We start from the raw sequence: 25739 nt of genomic DNA, 5'->3' as shown, positions 1-25739 counted from the left end.
CAGTTAAATGCTTGCCAAGTGGCCCTGCCCCCGACTAGCCTGAGTGCTGATATTGCCCGCGCCGCGTTCTACGCCGCATCGAACGCCGCGCAACCCTCGGGCCCTTTAGTACCGCGGCTGGTCAAACACATGGACATCACTTTTCTTCTCAACGAAGAGGTTGTGTCGCTCACTGGCGTATCTCCGACGACAACATTGCTGGACTGGCTGCGCGAGGCGCGTGGGCTGACCGGCACCAAGGAAGGCTGCAACGAGGGCGATTGCGGGGCTTGCACGGTGATGATCACCGATGAGGATGGAAGCCGCGCGTTGAACGGCTGCATCCTGTTTATGCCGCAGATCAACGGCAAGCGGGTGACAACGATCGAAGGTCTGGCCGCGCCGGACGGAAGCCTGCACCCCGCACAAGAGGCCATGGTCGCGCATCACGGCAGCCAATGCGGATTTTGCACGCCGGGGTTTGTGGTGTCGATGGCCACGGCACATCTGAACGGTGCGCGGGATCATGATGTGCAACTGGCGGGGAACCTTTGTCGCTGCACCGGTTATGCGCCGATCATTCGGGCCGCCGAGGCGACCGAAGGCACGCCAGTGCCGGTGCATCTGCGCAATTTGCGAAGCGGCTTACCCGCGGCGGTGGAGGCGGCGGATGTGCTGGCCGCAAATGTGGCGCAACCTGCCAGCGCGGATGAATTGGCAAGCTGGTACGATGCGCATCCCGATGCGACGCTGGTGGCGGGGGCCACGGATGTGGGGCTTTGGGTAACAAAACAGTTCCGCGATCTGGGCGATGTGGCCTTTCTGGGCCGCTGCGCCGATCTGCGCGGGGTTGAGGACGGGTCGGACACAATCCGCTTTGGCGCGATGACCACGATGACCGATGTTGAGGCGGCGATTGAACCCTATCACCCCAGCTTTGCCGCGATGATCCGGCGGTACGGGTCGGTGCAGGTGCGCAATGCCGCGACGATAGGTGGCAACATTGCCAACGGATCGCCCATCGGGGATGGCCCGCCCGCCCTGATCGCGCTGGGCGCACGGCTGCATCTGCGCAAGGGCGATGCGCGGCGCGAGATCGCGCTGGAAGATTTCTTTATCGCCTATGGCAAGCAGGACCGCGCGCCGGGCGAATTTGTCGAGGCGGTGAGCGTGCCGAAACAGGATGATACCTTGCGCTGTTACAAGCTGTCGAAACGGTTTGATCAGGATATCTCTGCAGTGTGCGGCTGTTTGTCGGTGGTCCGCGAGGGTGACACCATCACCGCGGCGCGGTTGGCCTATGGGGGGATGGCGGGCATTCCCAAGCGGGCAGCGGCGGCAGAGGCGGCGATGATCGGGCAGCCCTTCAGCGACGCCACCATCCGGGCCGCAATGGCCGCGATGGCGGATGATTTCACCCCCCTGTCAGACATGCGGGCCAGTGCAGATTATCGACTGCAAACAGCGCAGAACATGCTGTTGCGGTATCTGCATGAGATGCAGGGCCATCAAACCAACGTGCAGGAGGTTTCAGCATGAGTGTTGCCAAGCCCCTGCCCCATGACGCCGCCCGCCTGCATGTGACGGGCGCAGCGCGATATGTCGATGACATTCCCACGCCGCAGGGCACATTGCATCTGGCCTTTGGCCTCAGCACTGTCGCGGCGGGCAGGATCACCGCGATGGACCTCAGCGCCGTGGCAGACGCGCCCGGTGTGGTGCGGGTTTTGACGGCGGACGATCTGGCGCATGATTGCGATGTCTCCCCCTCCAACCATGATGAGCCGCTGTTGGCGGAAGGCACCGTGCATTATGTCGGGCAGCCGATCTTTCTGGTCATTGCCACCTCGCATCTGGCGGCCCGCAAGGCGGCCAAGCTGGGCCGGATCGAGATTGCCGAAGACACGCCCATTCTCACCATCGAAGCGGCGCTGGCCGCCGATGCGCGGTTTGAAGACGGGCCGCGTATCTATCAAAAGGGTGAACCGGATGCCGCGCTGGAGGATGCACCGCTGCGCCTGAGCGGCCGCATCGAGATGGGCGGGCAGGAACATTTCTATCTGGAGGGACAGGCCGCATTGGCCTTGCCGCAGGACAATGGCGACATGGTGGTGCACAGCTCCACCCAGCACCCAACGGAGATCCAGCACAAGGTGGCCCATGCCATCGGCCAGCCCATGCATGCGGTGCGGGTGGAAACCCGCCGGATGGGCGGCGGCTTTGGCGGCAAGGAAAGCCAGGGCAACGCGCTGGCGGTGGCCTGCGCGGTGGCGGCGATGGAGACCGGGCGCTGCTGCAAGATGCGCTATGACCGCGATGACGATATGATCATCACCGGCAAACGCCATGATTTCCGCATTGATTATACCTTGGGCCATGACGCCGATGGGCGCATTCGGGCGATTGAGTTTACCCATTACACCCGCTGTGGCTGGGCGATGGATCTGAGCCTGCCGGTGGCGGACCGCGCGATGCTGCACGCCGACAACGCCTATCATCTGGAGCATGTGCGCATCACCTCGCACCGGCTGCGCACCAACACGCAATCGGCCACGGCCTATCGCGGCTTTGGTGGGCCGCAGGGGGTGCTGGGCATTGAAAAGGTCATGGATCATCTGGCGCAAGTGCTGGGCCTTGATCCTTTGGCGGTGCGGCGGGCGAATTATTATGCCGACAGCCGGCAAGAGGCATCCGCGGGTGTGCCGATAGACGGGCGTGACGTGCCGGACGGTGCGGGCGATCTGGCCTCGCGCGGGGCGCCGCAGGCATCAATGGACGTGCCTGCCCCGCAAAGCGAGGCCCAGACCACGCCCTATCATCAGCCGGTTACGGATTGCATCATCAACGCCCTCACCGACCGGCTTGCCCACAGTGCCGATTACGCCGCCCGCCGCGCCGCGATTGCGGCATGGAATGACGATCAACCCGTGTTGAAACGTGGCATCGCCATAACGCCGGTGAAGTTTGGCATTTCATTTACGCTGACCCATCTCAACCAAGCGGGCGCATTGGTGCATGTCTATCAGGACGGATCGATCCACCTGAACCATGGTGGCACCGAGATGGGCCAAGGGCTGTTTCAGAAGATCGCGCAGGTGGCAGCCAGCCGGTTTGGCGTGCCGTTGGAAGCGGTCAAGATCACCGCGACGGACACGGGCAAGGTGCCTAACACCTCGGCCACGGCGGCCTCGTCGGGATCGGACTTGAACGGGATGGCGGTGCAGAACGCTTGCGATACCATTCGAAGCAGGATCGCCGCGCATCTGGCGGAGCGGTATGGCTGCGACGCGGGTGACGTCATATTTGAGGGTGGCATGGTACAGGCAGGTGCAGAACGTATCAGCTTTGCCGCCGCTGCGGCCTCGGCCTATGAAAACCGGATCAGCCTGTCCTCGACCGGATTTTACAAAACGCCGGATATCGAATGGGACCGGATCGCTGGGCGCGGCAGGCCGTTTTTCTATTTCGCCTATGGTGCGGCTTGTACGGAGGTGGTGATTGACACGCTGACCGGCGAGAACCGGATTTTGCGCACCGACATCCTGCATGATGCTGGGGCGTCCTTGAACCCCGCGCTTGATATCGGGCAGGTCGAGGGCGGCTATGTGCAGGGCGCGGGCTGGCTGACCACCGAGGAATTGGTTTGGGACGACAAGGGCAGCCTGCGGACCCATGCGCCATCGACCTACAAGATCCCGGCCTGTTCGGACCGGCCCGATGTGTTCAACGTGGCACTTTGGGATGAGCCGAACCCGGCACAGACGATTTACCGGTCCAAGGCGGTGGGCGAGCCGCCGTTCATGTTGGGCATTTCGGCCTTTATGGCGCTCAGCGATGCTGTATCGGCTTGCGGTCCCGCCTATGGCGATCTGCAAGCGCCTGCGACCGCTGAAGGGGTGTTGCGGGCCATTCAGAAGGCGCGCGGTTGATGTTTGATCTGGCGGCTCTGACCCAAGCGGCGCAACGCCACGGCAAAGTGGCGCGGATCGTTCTGGCGCAGGTGCAGGGGTCCGCCCCTCGGCAGGCCGGCACCGCGATGCTGGTCTGGGATACCGGCAGCACCGGCACGATCGGTGGCGGGCAGCTTGAGCTGCAATGCATGGAGCAGGCCCGCAAGATGCTGGCGGGTGATGAGACATTGCATTTGCGGCGGGCGGCGCTGGGTCCGGCGCTGAACCAATGCTGCGGCGGGGCTGTGAGTGTTGTGACCGAGGTGTTTGATACTGACGCGCTGGCCGGTTGGCGCAGCGATTATCCGGCGATCCATGTACGGGCGGTGGCACCGGAGGCGGTGGCGGTGATCCCTGAAAAGCTGCGCCGGAAACTGGCCCGTGCGGCGGCTGGCCCAGCGCCCCTGCCCCTGACCTATCAAAACGGGTGGTTGGCCGAGGCATTGTGGCAACCGCAACAACAGGTGGTGATCTATGGCGCGGGGCATGTGGGCAAAGCCTTGGCTGCGGTCTTGGCCCCACTGCCGCAATTCGATGTCGTGTTGACCGACCTGCGGCTGGAGCTGTTGGCGGATGTGCCACAGGGCGTGCGCAGTGATGCGGCCATGCCGACCGAGGTGATGGGCAAGGCCGCGCCCGATGCGGCGCATTACATCATGACGCCAGAGCATGATTATGATCTGGAACTGTGTCATCATCTGCTGCGCCGCGATTTTGGTCATGCCGGATTGATTGGTTCCGCGACCAAATGGGCGCGGTTTCGCAAACGGCTTGCGGCACTGGGCCACGCCCCCGCCCAGATTTCCCGCATTGCTTGTCCGATTGGCGATCCTGCCTTTGGAAAACACCCGCAGGCCATTGCGCTAAGCATCGCGGCGCATATGCTAGCGCCTGTTTCAACGCCCCGGAAAGTGAGCCTTTCATGACCGACACGCCCCTTCTTGATCTCTCTGGATTGACCAAGGCATATCCGGGCGTCGTCGCCAATGACAGCGTGTCCCTTGCGATCATGCCGGGTGAGGTACACGCGCTGTTGGGGGAAAACGGCGCGGGGAAATCGACGCTGGTCAAGATGATCTATGGTCTGGTCAAACCCGACGCGGGCAACATGCAGATGAATGGAGAGGCCTTTGCCCCGGCAGAGCCGCGTGCCGCGCGGGCGGCTGGCGTTGGCATGGTGTTCCAGCATTTCTCGCTGTTTGACGCACTGACCGTGGCAGAGAACATCGCACTTGGCATGGAAAATGCGCCCAAGCTGAATGCGCTGAGCCAACAGATCCGCGATGTGTCAGATACCTATGGTTTGCCGCTGTCGCCCGACCGTGTGGTGGGCGATTTGTCTGCGGGGGAACGGCAGCGGGTGGAGATCATTCGCTGTCTGCTGCAGGAGCCCAAGCTGTTGATCATGGATGAGCCAACCAGCGTTTTGACCCCGCAAGAGGTTGAAATCCTGTTTAAAACCCTGCGCAAGCTCAGCGCCGAAGGCACCGCTATCCTGTATATTTCGCATAAACTGGAAGAGATCCGCGCCCTGTGTGATAGCGCGACAATTTTGCGGTTGGGCAAGGTGGTGGGCGAATGCACGCCTGCCGAAACCTCGGCCCGCGATATGGCCGAGATGATGGTGGGCACGGTTTTGCAAACCCCGACACGGGCGGGCAAAACCCCCGGCGAGGTGGTTCTGGAACTGAAAGGCTTGTCGGCCAAATCGCCCAGCGCCTTTGGCATGCCACTGCGCGACATTTCGGTCGAGGTGCGGCGCGGCGAGGTTCTGGGCGTTGGCGGGGTTGCGGGCAACGGGCAGGACGAATTGCTGGCAGCGCTGTCGGGCGAGATGCTGACCACGCCCGGGATGATCCTGTTTCAGGGGCGCGAGGTGGGTCTGCTTGGGCCAAACCCGCGCCGGGCCATGGGCATTTTGACCGCGCCCGAAGAACGGCTTGGCCACGCCGCAGCGCCCGATATGTCGCTGACGGAAAATGCCATGCTGACGGGTGCGGCCCGTGAGGGGCTGGAAAGGGGTGGTTTCCTCAATTGGGGGGCTGCCAAGGCATTTGCCGAAAAGATCATAGCGCAGTTTGACGTGCGCACCCCCGGCCCCGGCAATGCGGCACGGTCACTGTCGGGCGGGAACTTGCAGAAATTTGTCATTGGCCGGGAGGTCTTGCAACGCCCTGAACTGTTGGTGGTGAACCAGCCGACATGGGGGGTGGATGCCTCTGCCGCCGCGTCGATCCGGCAGGCGCTGCTGGATCTGGCGGAGAATGGCACCGCGCTGGTGGTGATCAGCCAGGATCTGGACGAGTTGATGGAAATCTCGGATCGCTTTGCCGCGCTGAATGAGGGGCGGTTGTCGCCGCCGCGGCCCGCACATGATCTGACGGTGGACGAGATTGGCCTGATGATGGGCGGGGCGCATGGCATGGAGGTGGCTCATGTTTGATCACGCAGCGCAGGAGTTTTTCTTGCCAAATGAAGCAGGGGGCCGCGCATGATCCGGTTGGAAAAGCGACCAGAACCAAGCCGTGCATTTTCGCTGGCAACGCCATTGTTGGCGGTTCTGGCGACGATGGTGTTTGGCGGGCTGTTGTTTATGGCGCTTGGCAAAGATCCGTTGACCTCGATCCAGACGATCTTCTGGGAGCCGCTCTTTGGTGAATTTGCGTTTTACTATCGTCCGCAACTGTTGATCAAAGGGGCGCCGCTGGTGCTGATTGCGATCGGGCTGAGCCTTGGGTTCAAGGCGGGGATCTGGAACATCGGGGCCGAAGGGCAATACATCATGGGCGCGCTGTTTGGTGCCGGCATGGGGCTGGCGTTTTATCCGCTTGAGGCCTGGTATGTTTTTCCGTTGATGGTGATGGCGGGGGCCTTTGGTGGCTGGATCTGGGCGATGATCCCGGCGTTTCTGAAAGTCCGCTTTGGCACGAACGAGATTCTGGTGTCCTTGATGCTGGTCTATGTGGCGGAGCAGTTTTTGGCCTCCATGTCATTGGGATTGCTGAAAAACCCCGAAGGCTTCGGCTTTCCCGGATCGCGCAACCTGCAACAATACGAGAGCGCCTTTAACGGTGATCTGATCGAAGGCACGGGCATGCATTGGGGGGTTGTTGCGGCGATGATCGCGGTGATCTTTGCCTATGTGTTGCTGAGCAAGCATCGCCTTGGCTTTGCCATTCGTGTCACCGGCGAAGCGCCGCGTGCGGCGAAGTTTTCGGGGGTGAACCCGACGCGGCTGGTGTTGTTCTGCATGGGCATGTCGGGGCTGCTGGCCGGTTTGGCCGGTCTGTTCGAGGTTTCCGGTCCGGCGGGTCAGGTGACAATTGATTTTAACGTTGGCTATGGGTTCACCGCGATTATCGTGGCGTTTCTGGGCCGGTTGCATCCGGTGGGTATTCTGCTGGCCGGGCTGCTTATGGCGCTGACATATATTGGCGGGGACATCGCGCAGAGCAATCTGGGCCTGCCGGCGGCTGCCATTCAGGTGTTTCAGGGGATGCTTTTGTTTTTCCTGCTGGCGCTGGATATGTTCACAAATTACCGGCTGCGATTTGGCCGGGCGGAGGTGGCGTGATGGACCTTTCAGCAATCAACCCAATCCTGTTTATCGCCGGTTTCCTCGTCGCGGCGACGCCGTTGATCTTTGCGGCCATTGGCGAACTCGTTGTCGAAAAATCCGGGGTGCTCAACCTCGGCGTTGAGGGGATGATGATCACCGGGGCGATCTGTGGCTTTGCAACGGCGGTTGAAACCGGATCGCCGATGCTGGGCTTTGCGGCGGCGGCGGTGGGCGGTGCGGCGCTGAGCTTGCTTTTCGCGTTCCTGACGCAGATCACCCTGGCCAATCAGGTCGCCTCTGGTCTGGCGCTGACGCTGTTCGGGCTGGGGCTTTCTGCCCTTTTGGGCCAATCTTACGTCGGGATCAAACCGCCACGGCTGGGCGATATCAACTTTGGCCCATTGTCGGATATTCCGGTGATCGGTCCGATCCTGTTCACCCATGACATCATTCTTTATCTGGGCATTGCTCTGGTCGCCGGCGTCTGGGCAGTGTTGAAATTCACCCGTGCCGGGCTGATCCTGCGCGCGGTAGGCGAAAGCCATGATGCGGCGCATGCCCTGGGCTACAAGGTGGTGCGCATTCGCACCCTGGCGATCATGTTTGGCGGGGCCTGCGCGGGTGTTGGCGGGGCCTACATCAGCCTGATCCGCGTGCCGCAATGGACCGAAGGCATGACCGCCGGTGTGGGCTGGATCGCGCTCGCGCTGGTTGTGTTTGCCAGTTGGAAGCCCTGGCGGCTGTTGCTGGGTGCTTATCTTTTTGGCGGCATCACGCAATTACAGCTGAACTTGCAGGGCGCAGGCGTTGCCATTCCTGTCGAGTATCTGGCAATGTCGCCTTATGTTATCACGATCATCGTGTTGGTGATCCTGTCGGCGGACAAATCGGCGGCTCCGGCCTCGCTTGGCCGCACCTTCCATGCCTCGCATTAGAGGCCAAATCAGACCACTGCCCCGGATCATCCGGGGCCAAATCAATGGGGAACCCTGAATGAAACTCTCTGCACTTTTGACAAGCGCGGCGCTTGCGCTGGGGCTGGCCACGGCGGCGGCGGCTGACGACAAGACCAAGGTTGGTTTTGTCTATGTTGGACCGGTTGGCGATGGCGGCTGGACATATGAACACAACAAGGGCCGTTTGGCCGTTGAAGAAGAATTTGGCGACAAGGTTGAGACCGTGTTCGTTGAGAACGTGGCCGAGGGTCCGGATTCCGAGCGGGTGATGACGCAGATGGCGCTGGATGGTGCGGATCTGATTTTCACCACGTCTTTCGGCTATATGGATCCGACAATCAATGTCGCCAAGAAATTCCCGAATGTGAAGTTCGAGCACGCGACCGGCTACAAGCGGGCAGACAACGTATCGACCTATTCGGCGCGTTTCTATGAAGGCCGCGCCATTCAGGGCCATATTGCCGGGTCCATGACCGAGAGCAACATCATCGGCTATATCGGGTCCTATCCGATCCCCGAAGTGATCCGTGGCATCAACTCCGCCTTTATCCATGCCCGCAAAGTGAACCCGGATGTGCAATTCAAGATCGTTTGGGCCTACACATGGTTTGATCCGGCCAAAGAAGCGGACGCGGCCAAGGTTCTGATCGAGCAAGGCGCGGACGTGATCTTGCAGCACACCGATTCCACCGCGCCACAGGCCGCCGCGCAAGAAGCCGGCAATGTGATCACCTTTGGTCAGGCCTCTGACATGGCGCAATATGCACCGCATCCGCGTGTGTCCTCGATCATCGATGACTGGGCACCCTACTACATTGCGCGGACCAAGGCCGTGATGGATGGCACATGGGAAAGCACAGACACGTGGGATGGCATCGGCGCTGGCATGGTTGGCATCGGCGAGATTTCCGATGCGGTGCCTGCCAAGGTCAAGGAAGAGGCACTGGCGCTGAAGGCGGCCTTGGCCGATGGGTCTTATCACGCGTTCACCGGCCCGCTGAACAAGCAGGACGGCAGCGTCTTTCTGGCCGAGGGTGCGACCGCTGATGACGGCACGCTGGCTGGCATGAACTTCTATGTTGAAGGCATCGAGGGCACGATCCCGCAGTAAGCGGATCTTGTTCCAAGAGATGGAAAGCCCCGCGATTTGCGGGGCTTTTTTTATGGGTAATTGGGTTCCGCCCTGCATTCTAACGGAGCCGCAATGGCGGGGTTTGGCCATTGATATGGCACAGGCATGCATCTCAACTTCCAAATCCGAGGTTCGGGAATGTCCAAATGATGCCTTAGCTTAATTGACAGCGCCACATATTGGACGCTCAATGCAGAGCATCAATAAGGGAGACCCTTTGCCGATGCGCCTTTTGGATACCTTGCAAGTGACAAAACCAATACTCTCCGCCCCGATGGCCGGCGCGGCGGGGCCGGATTTGGTGGCTGCGGTCTGCAATGCGGGCGGTTACGGTGTCATCCCGCTTTGGGGTAAGTCAAAAGATCAAGTGGCTTGCGGAATTGAAGAGCTGCGCGCCCTGACGGATCGGAATTTTGCGGTCAATTTGAACCTGTCTTTTCCCTATGAAGATCAACTGGACATATGCATCGCCGAAGGGGTGCATGGCGTGTCATTGTTCTGGGGCATGGAGCCTTCAGCCATCGCACGGGCGAAGGCAGGTGGATTGACAGTTCTGATGAGCGTGGGAAACGCCAAAGAAGCGAAAGCAGCGGCCGAGGCCGGTGCCGATGTGATTGTCGCGCAGGGATGGGAGGCCGGAGGCCACGTTTGGGGGCAGGTTTCCACCATGGCCCTGATCCCCGCCGTTGTGGATGCGGTTGATATACCGGTGGTGGCCGCTGGTGGGATCGCTGACGGAAGGGGCATGGCAGCCGCCATGATGCTGGGCGCATCAGGTGTCTGGATCGGTACACGGCTGCTGGCCAGTTCGGAGGCGACAATCCACGAGGTTTATCGCAACCGCATTCTGCAAGCATCAGAGGCCGACACACAATGGGCCCATGACCTGTATGATGTTGGCTGGCCGGACGCGCCGCACCGCGCCCTTTCCAACTCGACGTCGCAGGAATGGTTGCAAACAGGATCTTCTGCCCCAGGTCACCGGCCAAATGAAAATGAGCAGATTGGCAGACGTCCCAATGGTGACCCGGTTGTTCGGTATCAGAGTTATACCCCCTTGCCTGAAACATCAGGTGACGTGGAGGCGATGTCGCTTTGGTCAGGCCAAGGCGTATCATTGGTACGCAAAGTGATGCCCGCCGCCGATATTGTTGAAGAGATCTATCAAGAGGCAAAAAAGCGCCTGCAAACTGGCCATTCAGTGCTCTGATCCCTGTGAGATCCATTGCGGGCTTTTGGTCCGGCACTACGGCTGAAGGTAAGAGTTTCTGAGTAAATTCAGGAGCATTTCGCCTGCCTTGGGCATTCTGTTTCAATCGAGTGCCAAGAGAAAATATTGAAAGCTTTTTGGCCTTTGGTGGGACAGTCTTCGATCAAACGCTCCGCAGCAGTGATCCATTTGGGGCTCCTCGCAGACCTTTTGTGCATTGCACGCAGGAGGTGCCAGAACACAACCGCTTCTGGCAAAGGCACCCCCTCCCCTTTCAGCATCGCTGAAAGTTGCCCCTAGCGATCGCCCGTATTGTCGAGTTGGGTTTGAAAGCGGGCCTCGATTTCACGCAATTCTTCAATGGCGCTGCGAATATCCGAGCTGTCGATGATGTTGACCTCGACCCGTTGACCGGTGTGGGACAACTGCCTGCCTGAGGTCCGGTCTTTGGATGCCACATATTCCGAGAGCTCGAAGTACTGAACAGGTCGTTTGAAGCCGCGCGGAATAAACTCACCCTTGCCTTCGACTTTCACATGCGCCTCGACCAGTGAAACGGTGTTCTGATCCATGACTATTTTCTTTGGATCGGCCAATCCCTGAAGTCGTGCAGCCAAGTTTACCGGGCTGCCCAAAACGGTGTAGTCAAGCCGCTGATCCGAGCCAAAGTTTCCGACGGTACAATAGCCCGTGGCAATGCCAATCCTGACGCGCAAGCCGTTGGTAACACCATTTTTCTTCCAGAAACTTTGCAGCTGCTCGACACGTTCCTGCATCCTTACCGCCATTTCAACACACCGCAGGGCATCCTCTGCATCCCCTTGGGTTTCCGGGTCTCCAAAGAAGACCAGGATTGCGTCGCCAATAAACTTGTCGATGGTGCCACCACACTCGATTGCGATGTTTGTCATTTCCGACAGATACGAATTGATCACGGTTGCCAGGCGTTCCGGCTCCATCGTGTCGCTCAGGTCGGTGAACTGCACGATATCGGAAAAGAAGATCGTCAGATTTTTGCGCGCATGCGTTCTGGACGCATCCTCTGTCTCGGAGAAAATACTGTTATAGATCTGCGGAGACAGGTACTTGGCCAGCCGATTTGCCAATGTCTCAAGTTGCTGGCTCTTTTGTTCTATAATTTCTCGGTCACGGATTTTCTGCTCAAGCAAATCCTCACGTTCGCGCCGCAGCGACCATTCAGCGGTCCGGTCGACAAACTGGCCCTGAACACCATTGAGGTAGGAAAAATCACTGTTCTGTGTGTATGTGGACAGCAAGGAGAATACCCGATCCTCGCCTTCGACCGAGACCTGAACATGCGGCAAGAGCACGGATCCGTCTTGCTCCAGGCCGGTTCTGAATCTATCAATCTGCTTGCCCGGCAGGCCCAGACGCTCCAGCACATCCAGCATGGATGTATCCGTGGCGTCGCCCAATTCAGGAAAAAAGACGCGGAAATTTTCGTTCACGCGTCGGATTTCAAGGTCCTTGTTGGCAAAATACGCAGCTGTGATGGCATTCTCGAAGTTGAAGAAACTGAGGCCCAGAATGGTTTTCTGATTGAAAAACTGCTCAGCATTCATGACGTGTGCCCGTTAAGCTGGGCATTGGTGTCTTGATCCCTGAACTGCCGCTCCGCTTGCGCAATTTTACCCGTCACAGCGCCCCAGGTCGTGACGCAATAGGGGACACAATACGTCAGCAGCACTTTCAGAAACGGTGGGAATTGCCCAGCCAGAATGAGATCTCCATGATTGATGGCCGTCAGCAGGGTGCCAACGATCAGAGCCGTGACAGCCGCTTTGTGCGGTGTGCCATCTCCGAAAAGCAAGGACGGCCAATCTGGCCTCTTTCGTGATATCTCGTTCGACATATCGCAAGTCTCCGCTCTGGGTTCAGACAAAATGTTCGACCGGAACGCCAGGCGGCCAATGGCTCGTAGGCAGATGATAGGGGCACATCAGGCGATGTGACAGGCCTTTCTTTACCTGTCGTCCCGCCAGAGGTTTGGCCCGTTTATCGCGCCGGCATCCACCTCGGGAATTTTAATCACGCTTGGAAGTGCCCCCATTGAGGGGTAGCGTCCCATGACCGGCCCAATCACTGGCGCTGGCAAACGGGAGAAAACAATGACGCTTTCACTGCAGGTTTTATACACAACAGAAAATGGCACGACATTCGATCATGCCTATTACGCGTCAACACATATGCCCATCGTGACCGAGCATATGGGCCCTCATATTGAGAAGACGCTGATCACCAAAGGCTTGGCAGGTGGGCCGGATACCCCCGCCGGTTATCATGCCATTGCAACCATGACCTTTGCCGATCAGGCGGCGTTGGATGCTGCAATGGCCGCTGCGGGTCCGGCACTGCAGGACATTCCAAATTTCTTCAGCGGAGATCCCAAGATGCTCATCGGCGAAGTTGCCGATTGAACGGAAACCTTTTCTGCGTTGCGGCCAATTTCAGCCCATGGGACCATCGGTTGATGGGCAACCCGAGACTACAGGGCAAATTCGGGATGTTAATAAATGACCTTCCAAAGGCTGCATTGGCCGTTTCAATGCTTGGTACGTCCGCTTTTGCCGAAGCAGACTAGGGGCAGGAATGGGTCAATGCTATGGACGCCTGTGAAATGCTGGTTTCCTAGCAATCCTTTGATGGTTTTCAAAACTATGCCGATACTCAGTCTAAACTGAATGTTACACCACAGCTTGAGCGTGGCTTTAAGCATCCCACTATGCCATTGATTGTGAGTGCTATTTCAGACGGTTCTGAGTGGTTCTTGTGCGTTGTGACGGGTGACACCGGGAATGAGCAAGGGGCAATAATCGGCACCCTGACAGGAACGCTCCTTGCTCAAATAAGAGACTTCGGAAACCGAACCATGGCGTTTGACGATGCCAAGACCTTTGCACCAGTCCGTGTCATTTGTCATGCAGATGGACGTCTGACCTCGGTCTTCGCATTTTATGGCGAAGACCGGGAGTTGCGGGTCGCCGCCGCAAACCGACTGCCAAAAGGCACAAGTAGTCCCTGCCACTAGAAGCGGACATCCGGTTGTGATGGAGCATGGTCCGCATACGACCGGTTCATGCACCGCACGGCGAACGGCGGTGTTATCCGAACCGGCTACACCTGACCCATGCCGCGAATGTGTTGAAAAAGCTCATACGGCCCCGGATCACGTGGTGACAGGGCGCTTCTCAGATGGACAATTAGACCAGGGCCAGAACCCATTCGCGCAGCAAGCGATCGCCGACGGTTCATTCATGGGATGAGCCCGGCGTTTCAGGAATGACGGCATCGACCTCGATCTCAACGAGCCATTCGGGATTCACAAAGCGATTTATGGCCATGATCGTATCGACCGGTCGGGCATCTATGCAGTATTGCTTTCGGGCTTCGATGGCCTCCTTCCAATTGTCAATGTCCGTCAGGATCACCCGCGTTCGCACGATATCTGCCAAGCCCGAACCGGCATCTTCAAGTGCTGCCTTGATGATCTCGAAACACTGTGTGGTTTGTGCGAAGACATCACCAATCCCGACCGTTTTGCCATTTGCATCGACGGGGGCGGTGCCGCCAACGGCAACAAATGACCCGACCCTCACGGCTCTGCTGAAACCGACGATTTTCTCCATCGGATTTCCATTCGAGATAAGTTGACGACCGGACATGACAGGAGAACTCCCTCTGTTGACCTCATTCAGTATAGCGAAGAACCACAGAGGAGTCGCGTGGTTTACCGACCTGCCGTGCCGCCGGATCTGTCATGCCACCCCGCTGACGGTTGGGCATCGTGCAGGGCGGGGCGCAATCACAAAGTGGTCTTGTACGCACCAGCCTGGAAGACACGCCCCGGTCCACTCTGCCAAGACCGGTGCAAACCGTGGTAAATGGCAGGTGGGGGACCAAAGACAGTGAACAGTCTCTTGCCAAGTCAATCAGACAAGCAACAGCGTTCCAAATTTTCCGACTGGGTCGCGACAGCAAAGGTTCACTTGTTCTGGTGGATCTTATTGTCGAGATGGCCATCACTTTTTCCGACGCCATCCCCATGGCGAGCGAACTTGTTCATCGGATGGGGCTATCGGTTCAGCAAAATACCGGTCGCCAACTGGCTTTTGCGCTCCTTAATCTGAGAATGCGATTTGCCCTTGGCCCTTCCCCCTTGATTTGATGAAAGTTCGAAAACCGACCGAGGCATAATCTTTCGCAGATTTGGAAACTTACCGCTGGCCATAAAATTCGATTGCCCCCCTTCCGGCACGGGCTGAGCCGCCAGTAGTAATCTCTAGAGATCCAAGGGTAATGAAATCGGTTTTCTGATGCAGCCGCCATTCCCTGTATCGCGCACTTTGATTGTCACAAGGCCCGCGACGCCGAAACAACATTGGCGCTATGGGGAAAATGCAACGCGGTTCCATCATAACAGGCACCGAACTCTTTAAGCATATCATCATGCAATGCTGTTCTTTCAGCCTGGTTCATTGCAGCGATGCGTTCCGCAACAGGAGTGGCCATCATCAAACCGTTTACAAAATCGGACCCATCTTCGGCTTCGAGATCAAGAACAACCGTCTCAACGGCGACCTGCCCGAAACCCGCATTGTCGAACAGAGCCTGCACCTTCTCCGCGTCGGGAAAACCACAAACCGCACGGATTGCCTGGGTGGCCTCTTCCCCGAAATAGCGGCTGAACGCCGCCACCTGTGCCTGCATCAAGGGATTTTCTTCCAAACCACGCGCCGTGCAAAACACAGCCCTGCCTCCGGGCTTCAAGACCCGCAAACATTCGGACACAGCGGCAGGTTTGTCTGGAAAAAACTGAAGACCTTGCTGACAAATGATCGCATCAAAGCTTTCATCCTCGAAAGGCAGGTCTAGTGCATCTGCCAATTGAAAAGTCGCGTTCAGCCCGGCCGAGCGTTCCTTTGCAACAGCCAACATACCGGGATTGATATCACCACCTGTCGCCATAACACCTGACCGGGTTGCCAATCGCGCGACGATCCCTGTACCGCAGGCAAGATCGAGAAGGCGGTCACCGGGCGCAAAGTCCACCCGCGCAATCAGGTCGTTGGCCCATGGGGTGAATATGACAGGTACGAGGTGTTCTTCGTATCGCTCGGCCATATTGCCGCTGAGTTGCCATTCCGTGTTCACCATGTTGTTCCCCTCCCGCACTGCATGTTTGATCGAATTCGCCCTGTCTTTCTGCGGCCACGCTGTCTACCTTCACAGGATGTGAACGGTTTGCCCTATGCGCCGTCCGCATCCTTTTCCAACCATGCACTCGCTCTTTGCCGGACATCATCCGGGATGTCCGTTGCTCTGCGTGTTTCCAGATTGAGCATGACACATTTGAACAGTGTTTCAAACGCGATTGCATCGTCTTCGGACCGGATAAGGTGGTGGCGAAATGTGATGGATTTGGTCCCCATGGCGACAATCGACGTTTCCAACCGAATGGCATCACCCGATGACAGTTCTGAGCGAAAATCGCTTTCGGCATGTACGACCGCAAACGACAGCTTGCGGCCCGAGCGCATGTCACTGGCGGTTAACCCCATTTCTGCTTGAATGGCAAACACACCATCTGAACAGGCGGCAAAGTACTTTGAAACATTCATATGCCCCAGAAAATCACAATCCGAGGGGTCAACAACAGAACGGAAGGAAATCATGGCAGTCATTCTCTGGCGCCTTTCTGTTTGAGCTGGCAATTTTTCAGTAAAAACTATCATGGGTCGCGTCGCAGGCCAAACGATCGCTGCGATGATTCATCGGCCGCATGGCTACAGTCAAAGGAGCAAGCGATGCCATCTATCGATATCCAAGTTCTTGAAGGTGTATTTTCGACAAAGGAGAAAGCCGAGATAATACAAAAGGTGACAGATGCCTTCGGCGAAGTAGCCGGTCTGACGATCAGAGCCGGAACATCCGTTCGTATACACGAGGTGCGCAGTGGTGCATGGGGATACGGCGGAAATATTCTCAAAACAGAAGATGCTTTGGAGATGCGCGCACGCAGCTGATCAAGTGTCCAGATTCTAACTCAACCCAGCCTCAATTTTGAGCTGCGGACGATTGCCCCTCCGGCATTCTCGATGGTTTGCCATGGTGCGCGTGAACGGCTGCTTATCTCGCCTCGCCGTCGCCGGCCAAGTGTGCATAGGTTTGCCGTTCAGGGGTCATATCTCTAAACACAAGAAATCGGGTTTTGGGCGCTTTTGGCAGAAAGCTCGTTTCGTCCCGCCCAACAAATCCTTCGCATTTTGTCAAAGCCGGAAAGTCGCTGCCTGCTGGGCAGAGTAAGGCACGCGCCGTTTGTCCAGCGCCCTACTGTGATTGCCCGGTGAGGTCTTCGGCAAGCATCAATGCGTTGCCATCGGGGTCATAGAAGGTTGCTGTTTTCACCATCCCTTCGACCACATCGGTTGCACCGTCAAATTTGACCTCGGCCTGTTCCAGCGCCTGCCTTGCAGTATCGAGATCGGCGGTCCCGAAAACCGGTACGCAGTTGCCGGGCGCGGGTTTGGTGTGCTCGCCCAGGCCAAGTGTGACGCCTGCGGTATTGGTTTGAAGCTCTGACCAGCCTGCCTCGTCTGCGTGGTATAGCGTTTCAAACCCCAGCATGCGTTCAAACCATGCGGCGCTGGCATGTCGGTCCTTGACGGAGAATGCGATGGTGATGGTCTTGTCCAACGAAATGAGCGACATGGTCTTTCCTTACGATTCTAAATATACTAACTATACTTTATGGACATAGCGCTGTTTGTCAACATCACCTCAAGAGCTTGGGCGCTGCCCATCTTATCAAACCTGCATGAAGGTGTCGCGGCGCGGCAGGCGCCATTGCTGGCCGCGACGGGGGCAAGCCGGACCGCATTCGCGCAGAGTCTGGACCATCTGATCAAAATAGGGTTGGTGGAAAGAAACCCCGGCTACGGGCACCCCCTGCGCCCGGAGTTTAGACTGACGGCGCTGGGCATTGCCGCTGCAGCGATCGCCAACAAAGTTCAAAAGGTTCCGATGGATGAAGGTCAGGATTTGCTGCGCAGGTCATGGACATTGCCGGTGCTGACATCGCTTCATGCGCCAAGTCATTTCAATCAGATCAAACGAAATCTGCAAACCATTACGGACCGGGCTTTGTCCCAGTCGTTGAAGTCGATGGAGAGCAGAAATTGGGTCTGCCGCAGCGTTGACCAGGCCGCCCGCCCCCCAAGATCGATTTATCGTGCCGTGAACACAGGAGAAGTGATCAGCAGGATCACTGCACCTGAAATCAGGTTTGGCTAGCCGCCATTCCTGGCCGCCGGTCGCCTCGAAACACACCAGCGCTCTTTGCGACAGAGCCATCTCGCTCAAGCGCTCATGCCCTTCATCTGTGTTGGGCAATCGCAACCCTTGGTTGTCTGGCAGCCAGTGAATATCAAGCCAATCGCGACTGACATCTATGCCAATGATTGCGTCTTGTGGTATCTTGTCCATGTTCTCTTCCTTCTGATCCGTGGTCCTGATCGGCCACATGCAACTGTTCGAGATGATGAAGAGAGACGGTGCTGGCTCGCTAGCAAACGTGGTCATTGCCACAAGGCTCAGACGCCATACACCGCCCCGTCAGCGACCTTGGCCAAGGCGCCTGACGGGGGCAATATAGCAAAGCAGAGATACAGAAGGGTCAGTTCATCCCTCCGGCGCGGCATAGCTGCCATCTGGCCCATGCACCTCATCGCCCTGAAGCGCCGGTGAGAACACGCAGATCAGATGCAGCGCCTCGCCGTCCTCGGGCACATGCACCTCGTGCCGGTCATGGGCATTAGGCGCATAAAGAACCCCGGGCGTGATCTCGTGGCGCGTGCCGCTGTCCAGTTCAATCACCGTCCCTGCCCCGCCGATGCAATAGCAGGCCTCGATATGGTGTTTGTATTCCAGCCGCAGCACGGCGCCGGGCAGTACATGGGTTTCGGTCATGGAAAACCCCATGCCATCGGACTTCACCAAAAGCCGCAGGCTGGTCCAGCCCGGACCGGCAGCGTCGCGTTCTGTACCGCGCAATTGTCTGTGATCTTGAACAATCATTTCACTGCGTCCCTTTTCATTCCCTGATCTGGGTCTAGACTGACAACAGCCGCATTTGAAAGTCCATGCCATGATCCATGTTCACCATCTCAACCGATCCCGTTCGCACCGCATTTTGTGGCTGCTGGAGGAACTGGGCGAGCCCTATACCATCGCCCATTACAAACGTGATGCGCAGACCAATCTGGCCCCGCCCGAGTTGCAGCTGGTGCATCCCTTGGGCAAATCCCCGATGATCGAGCTGGACGGCACGTTGATCACCGAAAGTGCGGCGATTGTCGAAGTCCTATGCGGTCGTTACGCGCCGGAAATGATTCCGGAGCGGGACACGCCAGCCTATCTGCGGCATCTGGAGCTGATGCATTTCGCCGAAGGCTCGGCCATGACACCGATCTTGCTGAAGCTTTACGTGGGGCGTTTGGGCGATGCGGGCAAACCGCTGCATCCGCGCATCACGGCAGAGCTCGACAACCATTATCGCTATATGAACAGCCTTGTGCGCCCCTCGGGGCATTTTGTGCAAGACAGCCTGTCCGCGGCGGATATCATGCTGAGCTTTCCGGCGGAGATTGCGATGCGGCAAGAGCGGGCCAAGGACTTTCCCGCGCTGGCCGGGTTTGTGCAGATGATCCAGAACCGGCCTGCATATCAACGGGCATTGGAAAAGTCCGAAGAGTAGAGCCGCGCCCCATTGCACCGCTCCGCGCCGCATGCCACCGTCGCGTTATGAAACAGACCTTGACCAGCCCCAATGGCACCCCCGCCAGCCGCTTTGCCTTTGGCACGATGCAATTTGGCGGACGCGCCGATGAAGCGCAGTCGCGCGAGATGTTTGACGCCTGTCTGGCGGCGGGCATCACCCATTTTGACACGGCACATGTTTACACAGGTGGCGCCTCAGAGACCCTTCTGGGACGGTTCGTTCAGGACCGCCGCGAAGATCTGATCATTGCGACCAAGGCCGCCTATGATGGCGGTGCGGGACGGGACAACTTGCTGGCCTCGGCGGAAACTTCGCGGCAGCGGACGGGTCTCGACACGCTGGACGTGCTGTACCTGCACCGGTTTGATCCAGACACTGACATGCACGAAAGTTTTGAGACCCTCGCCGGACTGAAAGAACGTGGACATGTCCGGCACATCGGCCTGTCGAACTTTGCCGCCTGGCAGGTGGTCAAGGCCGCAAACATCGCGGCCAAGTTTGATCTTGAGATCGCGGTGCTGCAACCGATGTATAATCTGGTCAAGCGACAGGCCGAGGTCGAGATCCTGCCAATGGCGGATGATCTGGGCATTCTCGTCGCGCCCTATTCGCCGCTGGGCGGAGGGTTGTTGACCGGGAAATATGCGGCGGGTGATGACGAAGGGCGTCTGGCGCAAGACAGCCGCTATGCCGCGCGATATGGCCAGCAACAGATGCATGATGCGGCACGGGGGCTGACACAGATCGCGGCGGCGGTTGGCGTACATCCCGCAACATTGGCCGTGGCTTGGGTGGCCCGGCATCCCACCGCACCCTCGCCGATCATTTCCGCCCGCAGCGGGGCGCAATTGCAGCCATCGCTGGCGGCGCTGAGCTATGTGATGTCCGATGCGCTTTATGATCAGATCACCGCGCTTTCAGTCACCCCGCCCCCGGCCACAGACCGGTTGGAGGAACAGGGTGAGTGATATTGTCGTTATTGGCGGCGGCATCGCCGGGTTGTCAGCAGCGGCGCGGCTGTCTGAGCATTTCCGCATCACCGTTCTGGAGCGGGAACAGGCCACCGGCTATCACGCATCGGGGCGGTCTGCCGCGATGTTTGAGCAGAACTATGGACTGCCCAGCACCATTGCGCTGAACAAGGCCAGCGCCGCCTACCACCGCGAGGCCAACGGCGGATATCTCAGCCCGCGCGGATTGATGATCATCGCCCGCGATGATGAGGCGGACGCGTTTGAGGATGATGTGGTCACCATGGGGATCGACCGGATTTCCAAGAACCGCGCGATGCAACTGGTCCCGATCCTTGATCCGGCCAAGTTCACATTCGCTGGCTATCACGAGGCCGGCTATGACATCGACACCGACCGTTTGATGCAGGATTTCATTCGGCAGATCCGGGGCAATGGCGGCGCAATTGTCACCAAGGCGGAGGTCACGGCAATCACCCGTCAGGCGGATGGTTGGCAGGTTGTGGCTGCAGGCCAGACCTATGGCGCGGCCAAGCTGGTCAATGCGGCAGGGGCATGGGCCGATGAGGTGGCGCAGGCCGCAGGCATTGCGCCGATAGGGATCACGCCGCGCCGCCGGTCCATGGCACGCATTCCAGCGCCGGATGGGCTAGATCCGCAAAATTGGCCGATGTTCTTTGGCGTTGGCGAAAGCTGGTACGCAAAGCCCGATGCGGGTGCACTGCTGGTCTCTCCCGCCGATGAAGACGTGGTTGCGCCGCAGGATGCATGGGCCGACGATATGGTGCTGGCCGAGGGGTTGGCGCGGTATGAAGGCATGGTGCGCACACCGGTTACACGGTTGTTGGCGTCTTGGGCAGGGCTGCGCAGTTTTGCACCGGACAAGGCGCTGGTTTTGGGGCCTGATCCTGAGGATGAGAGTTTCGTCTGGTGCGCCGGACAAGGCGGTTACGGTTTTCAGACAGCTCCGGCGGCATCACAATTGCTGGCTGATCTGGTGCGCGGGGTGACATCTGCCCTGCCCGACGATCTGGTGGCGCAGCTCTTGCCGGATCGGTTGCGCAGATGACACGCAAGCTGCCCTCAACCGCCAGCGTGGCCATCGCCCAAGATGGCGCAAAACTGCACGCGCCGGCGGCGGCCCGCAATGCACAGGCTCTGCGCAATCTGCTGCTGGATCATGCCCCCAAGACAGGGCGGGCGCTGGAGATTGCCAGCGGCACGGGACAGCATATCGTGGAATTTGCCACCGCCCTACCGGGCCTTCACTGGCAGCCGACAGATATTGAAGCGGAGCGCCGCGCCAGTATTGATGCCCATGTGGCCGAGGCGGGCCTGTCCAACGTGGCCCCTGCCGCGCATCTGAACGCAGCGGAGGCTGGATGGCATGACGCCCATGCTCCGTTTGATCTGATTGTTCTGGTGAACCTTCTGCATCTGATATCCGAGGCCGAGGTGCGGACCGTGATCACCGAGGCGGCGAAGGCACTGAGGCCGCAGGGAGTGCTGGTCCTTTACGGCCCGTTCAAACGCGAGGGCCGGTTGACCAGCGAAGGCGATGTGCGGTTTCACGATCAGCTGCGCACCGCCGATCCGGCCATCGGTTACAAAGATACGCTCGACATGAGGCGTTGGCTTGGGGATGCTGGGCTGACGGCGGTGCAGACCATTGAGATGCCCGCCAACAACCTGGCTTTTGTGTCGCGAAAGATTTGATCATGCGTTTGTTTCGGTGCCTTGCTTTCCTTGCCCTTCTTGCCCTTGCAGCTTGCGGCGGATCCAGCGGGCCACCGGCAGAGCCGGGGGTTTTGTTTCCCGCCCGGTTTGGCGACACGGATCCGGTTGATTTTGCCAATCCCAAGCCCTCGCGCTTTGCCGTGCACGGGATTGACGCGGCGCGGTTTCAAAAGAGCATCAACTGGAACACCGCCCGGCGCAACGGGGTGAACTTTGCCTTTCTGAAGGCCACAGAGGGTGGTGATCTGCTAGATCCATCTTTCAAGAGCCATTGGCGCGGCGCGGGCCGTGCGGGGATGTATCGCGGCGCTTATCATTTCTATTATTTCTGCACGGCGCCTGAGGTGCAGGCGGCGTGGTTCATTCGCAATGTTCCCCGCACGGCCGGTGCCCTGCCGCCGGTTCTGGATATGGAATGGAACCCCTTTTCACCCACCTGTGCCCATGTGCGCCCACCAGCCGCCGAGGTGCGGGCGCAGATGCGCAAATGGCTGCGGATCGTTGAGGGCCATTACGGGCAGAGGCCAATCATCTACACCACGCCCAAGTTCTTTTCGGAGAATGGGTTGGGGCTGTTTCAGGACTATGATTTCTGGCTGCGCACCACGGCCAAAACACCGGCGGAGGCCTATCCCGGCCAAAATTGGAGGTTCTGGCAATACACCGCAACAGGCGCCGTTCCGGGGATTGCCGGTGAGGTGGATTTGAATGCTTTTGGGGGATCGGCAGAGGACTGGAACGAATGGGTTGCGCGGCGGGCTGCGCCCTAAGATCTCTGGCGGATAGGGTGGGTAAGCCGGGCGGAATGCCCGGCCTGCGTTTTGCTTAACCGTCTACGCGAATGGTTGCGTTTTTCGGATCATAGGGGCTGTCTTCGACAATTTCGGCATCCCAGAGCTGATCAAACATTTTGACCTTCAGCTTGGTGCCAACCACCGCATGTTCTGGCTTGACGTAGCCCATGCCGATGGATTTGCCGAAGGCCACGGAATAGCCGCCGGATGTCAAACGGCCCGTGCGTTCCCCGTCGACATAAAGCACCTCACGGCCCCATGGATCGGCATCGTCTGGCCCGTCGATCAGAAGGGTGACGCATTTGGCGCGGATGCCGGTCTTTTCCATCGCTTCTTTGCCGTAGAAGTCTTTGCTCAGGTCAACAAAACGTGGCAGATCGGCCTCAAGCGGGGTCGCGTCGCGGCCCAGTTCGGTGCCAAAGGCACGGTAGGACTTTTCCTGACGCAGCCAGTTTTGCGCCCGTGCGCCGACCAGCTTCATCCCGTGCTTTTCGCCAGCTTTCTCAAGCTGATCAAAGAGATAGTTCTGCATCTCGATAGGGTGGTGCAATTCCCAGCCCAGCTCGCCGGTATAGGCCACGCGGATCGCCTTGACCGGGCACATGCCCAGTTCGATGTTGCGCATGGTCAGCCAAGGGAACCGCTTGTTCGACAGGGCGGTTTCGGGATCGGCGTCCTTGATGATCTCTTTGAGAACATCGCGGGATTTTGGACCTGCGATGGCAAAGACACCCCATTGCGTGGTCACATCGTGGCATTCGATGTAGCCAAATTCGGGCGCTTTGTCCTCGATCGCCTTGCGCAGATAGTCACTGTCGTAGGCCGTCCATGCCCCGGCAGAAACCAGATAGTAGCTGTCCTGTCCGGTGCGCACGATGGTGTATTCGGTGCGCGTGGTGCCATGGGAGGTCAGCGCATAGGTCAGGTTGATCCGGCCCACGGAAGGCAGCTTGTTGCAGGTGAACCAATCGAGGAAGCGGGTTGCGCCCGGTCCTTTGACCACATGTTTGGTAAAGGCTGTGGCGTCGATCAGGCCCACACCTTCGCGCACGGCCTTGGCCTCTTCCACCGCGTATTGCCACCAACCGCCACGGCGGAAGCTGCGGCTGTCGTGGTCGTTGAACCCTTCGGGGGCAAAATAGTTGGGGCGTTCCCAGCCGTTGACCCAGCCGAATTGGGCGCCGCGTGCGGCTTGGCGGTCATAGGCCGGCGAGGTGCGCAGCGGACGGCAGGCGGGGCGCTCTTCGTCCGGGTGGTGCAGGATATAGACGTGATCGTAGCACTCTTCGTTTTTGCGCGCCGCAAATTCGGTTGTCATCCAATCGCCGTAGCGTTTGGGGTCAAGCGACGCCATGTCGATCTCGGCTTCGCCCTCGACCATCATCTGCGCAAGGTAATAGCCGGTGCCGCCCGCAGCGGTGATGCCAAAGGAGAAGCCTTCCGCCAGCCACATGTTGCGCAGGCCCGGTGCGGGACCGACAAGCGGGTTGCCATCGGGGGTATAGCAGATCGGACCGTTGAAATCGTCCTTCAGACCGCAATCTTCGCAGGAAGGCACGCGGTGGATCATCGCGGCATATTGGTCTTCGATCCGCTCAAGATCCAGTTGGAACAGATCCGCGCGGAAGCTGTCAGGCACACCATATTCAAAGCGTGCTGGCGCGTCTTTTTCATAGACGCCCAGGATCCAGCCGCCGCGTTCCTCGCGCACGTAGGATTGCGCGTCGGCGTCGCGGATGACGGGGTGTTCGGCATTGCCTTCACCGCGAAACTTCACCAGCTCGGGGTCTTGATCCATGACGATGAACTGGTGCTCAACCGGGATCGCGGGCATTTTGATGCCCAGCATCTTGGCCGTGCGCTGTGCGTGGTTGCCGCTGGCGGTCACCACATGTTCGGCGGTGATGACGATCTGTTCGTCGGAGGGCACAAGGTTGCCGCCCTTTTCAATCATCTTGGTTGCGGTGACTTCCCAGGCTTCGCCGTTCCAATGGAAAGCATCGGCCTGCCATTTGCGTTCAATCATCACGCCGCGCTGACGGGCGCCTTTGGCCATCGCCATGGTGACATCGGCCGGGTTAATGTAGCCGTCGGTCTGGTGATAGAGCGCGCCCTTGAGATCCTCGGTGCGGATCAACGGCCATTTGGCCTTTACCTCATCAGGGGTCATGAACTCATAGGGCACACCACAGGTTTCGGCGGTGGAGGCGTAGAGCATGTATTCGTCCATGCGCGCGTCTGTCTGGGCCATGCGCAGGTTGCCAACGACGGCAAAACCGGCGTTCAGGCCGGTCTCTTCCTCAAGGGTTTTGTAGAACTTGATGGAGTAGTCATGAATATGCGTCGTGGCATAGGACATGTTGAAATACGGCAGCAGCCCTGCCGCATGCCAGGTGGAGCCGGATGTCAGTTCATCCCGTTCCAGCAACATAACATCATCCCAGCCCGCACGGGCGAGGTGATAGGCAATGGACGTGCCGACAGCACCCCCGCCCACGACCAATGCTTTGACTTGCGTTTTCATTTGACGATTCCTTTGATCTCAATTGATCCTGTTTTACGGATTGGCCCTAGAATACGCGGGCACCAGCCGACCCAACATGTTAAAAAACCGACCTGCGCTGCGGCATGGTGACGTTAAGTGACCTCGATGG

General features: G+C 58.7%; 24 protein-coding genes. 16 read left to right on the top strand and 8 right to left on the bottom strand.

The features are described from left to right. The first annotated feature begins 129 nt into the window (after positions 1-129). From xdhA to JNX03_RS17780, 8 genes are all read left to right on the top strand, one after another. Positions 130-1518 (top strand): xanthine dehydrogenase small subunit, encoded by a 1389-nt coding sequence (gene xdhA, locus JNX03_RS17815; RefSeq protein ID WP_203210330.1) that lies wholly within the window; start codon positions 130-132, stop codon positions 1516-1518. Continuing rightward, positions 1515-3908, top strand: coding sequence for a xanthine dehydrogenase molybdopterin binding subunit (gene xdhB, locus JNX03_RS17810; protein ID WP_203210329.1), 2394 nt, complete (start codon positions 1515-1517; stop codon positions 3906-3908). Before xdhA ends, xdhB begins: the two co-directional genes overlap by 4 nt. Beyond that, complete coding sequence (gene xdhC / locus JNX03_RS17805) at positions 3908-4855, top strand: xanthine dehydrogenase accessory protein XdhC (protein ID WP_331000490.1); 948 nt, start codon at positions 3908-3910, stop codon at positions 4853-4855. The genes xdhB and xdhC overlap by 1 nt, the downstream gene beginning before the upstream one ends. Further along, on the top strand, positions 4852-6372 hold the full coding sequence (locus JNX03_RS17800; protein WP_203210327.1) for an ABC transporter ATP-binding protein: 1521 nt from the start codon (positions 4852-4854) through the stop codon (positions 6370-6372). The genes xdhC and JNX03_RS17800 overlap by 4 nt, the downstream gene beginning before the upstream one ends. A 48-nt stretch (positions 6373-6420) precedes the next feature. Next, positions 6421-7503: an ABC transporter permease gene (locus tag JNX03_RS17795; RefSeq protein WP_203210326.1), complete on the top strand. Its 1083-nt coding sequence runs from the start codon at positions 6421-6423 to the stop codon at positions 7501-7503. After that, positions 7503-8423, top strand: a complete 921-nt coding sequence (locus JNX03_RS17790) for an ABC transporter permease (RefSeq protein WP_203210325.1) — start codon at positions 7503-7505, stop codon at positions 8421-8423. Before JNX03_RS17795 ends, JNX03_RS17790 begins: the two co-directional genes overlap by 1 nt. Before the next feature lie 58 nt (positions 8424-8481). Further along, positions 8482-9555, top strand: coding sequence for a BMP family ABC transporter substrate-binding protein (locus JNX03_RS17785; protein WP_203210324.1), 1074 nt, complete (start codon positions 8482-8484; stop codon positions 9553-9555). Positions 9556-9766: 211 nt separating this feature from the next. Then, positions 9767-10786 carry an NAD(P)H-dependent flavin oxidoreductase gene (locus tag JNX03_RS17780; RefSeq protein WP_348541355.1) on the top strand — a complete coding sequence of 340 codons (1020 nt, stop codon included), beginning with the start codon at positions 9767-9769 and terminating at the stop codon, positions 10784-10786. A gap of 296 nt (positions 10787-11082) precedes the next feature. Here the strand turns inward: JNX03_RS17780 and JNX03_RS17775 are convergent, their stop codons facing one another. Together JNX03_RS17775 and nrtS are read right to left on the bottom strand one after the other, a co-directional pair. Further along, positions 11083-12369 carry an adenylate/guanylate cyclase domain-containing protein gene (locus tag JNX03_RS17775; RefSeq protein ID WP_203210322.1) on the bottom strand — a complete coding sequence of 429 codons (1287 nt, stop codon included), beginning with the start codon at positions 12367-12369 and terminating at the stop codon, positions 11083-11085. Next, entirely contained in the window at positions 12366-12659 is a 294-nt protein-coding gene (gene nrtS / locus JNX03_RS17770) for a nitrate/nitrite transporter NrtS (RefSeq protein WP_203210321.1), read from the bottom strand. The genes JNX03_RS17775 and nrtS overlap by 4 nt, the downstream gene beginning before the upstream one ends. A 256-nt stretch (positions 12660-12915) precedes the next feature. On the opposite strand from nrtS, the gene JNX03_RS17765 reads away from it, so the two are divergent. Next, complete coding sequence (locus JNX03_RS17765) at positions 12916-13224, top strand: EthD family reductase (RefSeq protein WP_203210320.1); 309 nt, start codon at positions 12916-12918, stop codon at positions 13222-13224. Between the two features lie 831 nt (positions 13225-14055). On the opposite strand, the gene JNX03_RS17760 is transcribed toward JNX03_RS17765, so the two are convergent. The 3 genes from JNX03_RS17760 to JNX03_RS17745 all read right to left on the bottom strand — a co-directional run bounded on the left by JNX03_RS17760 (position 14056) and on the right by JNX03_RS17745 (position 16488). Then, entirely contained in the window at positions 14056-14469 is a 414-nt protein-coding gene (locus tag JNX03_RS17760; protein ID WP_231024334.1) for a RidA family protein, read from the bottom strand. A gap of 688 nt (positions 14470-15157) precedes the next feature. After that, positions 15158-15961: a class I SAM-dependent methyltransferase gene (locus JNX03_RS17750; RefSeq protein WP_203210318.1), complete on the bottom strand. Its 804-nt coding sequence runs from the start codon at positions 15959-15961 to the stop codon at positions 15158-15160. Positions 15962-16053: 92 nt separating this feature from the next. Then, positions 16054-16488, bottom strand: coding sequence for an acyl-CoA thioesterase (locus JNX03_RS17745; RefSeq protein WP_203210317.1), 435 nt, complete (start codon positions 16486-16488; stop codon positions 16054-16056). A gap of 123 nt (positions 16489-16611) precedes the next feature. On the opposite strand from JNX03_RS17745, the gene JNX03_RS17740 reads away from it, so the two are divergent. Further along, a complete protein-coding gene (locus JNX03_RS17740; RefSeq protein WP_203210316.1) occupies positions 16612-16830 on the top strand; it encodes a tautomerase family protein in 219 nt (72 codons plus the stop codon). Positions 16831-17134: 304 nt separating this feature from the next. Here JNX03_RS17740 and JNX03_RS17735 read toward each other — a convergent pair whose 3' ends face one another. Further along, complete coding sequence (locus JNX03_RS17735; RefSeq protein WP_203210315.1) at positions 17135-17515, bottom strand: VOC family protein; 381 nt, start codon at positions 17513-17515, stop codon at positions 17135-17137. A gap of 39 nt (positions 17516-17554) precedes the next feature. On the opposite strand from JNX03_RS17735, the gene JNX03_RS17730 reads away from it, so the two are divergent. Next, a complete protein-coding gene (locus JNX03_RS17730; protein WP_203210314.1) occupies positions 17555-18097 on the top strand; it encodes a winged helix-turn-helix transcriptional regulator in 543 nt (180 codons plus the stop codon). Between the two features lie 387 nt (positions 18098-18484). On the opposite strand, the gene JNX03_RS17725 is transcribed toward JNX03_RS17730, so the two are convergent. Further along, a complete protein-coding gene (locus JNX03_RS17725; RefSeq protein WP_203210313.1) occupies positions 18485-18880 on the bottom strand; it encodes an ectoine synthase in 396 nt (131 codons plus the stop codon). Between the two features lie 70 nt (positions 18881-18950). Between JNX03_RS17725 and JNX03_RS17720 the strand changes: the two genes are divergently transcribed. From JNX03_RS17720 to JNX03_RS17700, 5 genes are read left to right on the top strand one after another with little or no spacing between them, the layout of a single operon-like run. After that, positions 18951-19559, top strand: coding sequence for a glutathione S-transferase family protein (locus JNX03_RS17720; protein ID WP_203210312.1), 609 nt, complete (start codon positions 18951-18953; stop codon positions 19557-19559). A gap of 47 nt (positions 19560-19606) precedes the next feature. Then, on the top strand, positions 19607-20551 hold the full coding sequence (locus tag JNX03_RS17715) for an aldo/keto reductase (protein WP_203210311.1): 945 nt from the start codon (positions 19607-19609) through the stop codon (positions 20549-20551). After that, the gene (locus JNX03_RS17710) at positions 20544-21623 is read left to right on the top strand and encodes an NAD(P)/FAD-dependent oxidoreductase (protein WP_203210310.1); all 1080 of its coding nucleotides are present in this window, start codon (positions 20544-20546) and stop codon (positions 21621-21623) included. The genes JNX03_RS17715 and JNX03_RS17710 overlap by 8 nt, the downstream gene beginning before the upstream one ends. Beyond that, positions 21620-22270, top strand: a complete 651-nt coding sequence (locus JNX03_RS17705) for a DUF938 domain-containing protein (protein ID WP_203210309.1) — start codon at positions 21620-21622, stop codon at positions 22268-22270. The genes JNX03_RS17710 and JNX03_RS17705 overlap by 4 nt, the downstream gene beginning before the upstream one ends. A 2-nt stretch (positions 22271-22272) precedes the next feature. Further along, positions 22273-23061, top strand: a complete 789-nt coding sequence (locus JNX03_RS17700; protein ID WP_203210308.1) for a glycoside hydrolase family 25 protein — start codon at positions 22273-22275, stop codon at positions 23059-23061. Positions 23062-23116: 55 nt separating this feature from the next. Here the strand turns inward: JNX03_RS17700 and JNX03_RS17695 are convergent, their stop codons facing one another. Next, complete coding sequence (locus JNX03_RS17695) at positions 23117-25609, bottom strand: GcvT family protein (RefSeq protein WP_203210307.1); 2493 nt, start codon at positions 25607-25609, stop codon at positions 23117-23119. Positions 25610-25739 lie beyond the last annotated feature (130 nt).

The sequence above is a fragment of the Sulfitobacter mediterraneus genome (assembly GCF_016801775.1).
Classification (GTDB): Bacteria; Pseudomonadota; Alphaproteobacteria; order Rhodobacterales; family Rhodobacteraceae; genus Sulfitobacter; species Sulfitobacter mediterraneus_A.
The sequence above is the reverse complement of the archived record's forward strand: the minus strand, read 5'-3'. Positions and strand labels throughout refer to the sequence as shown.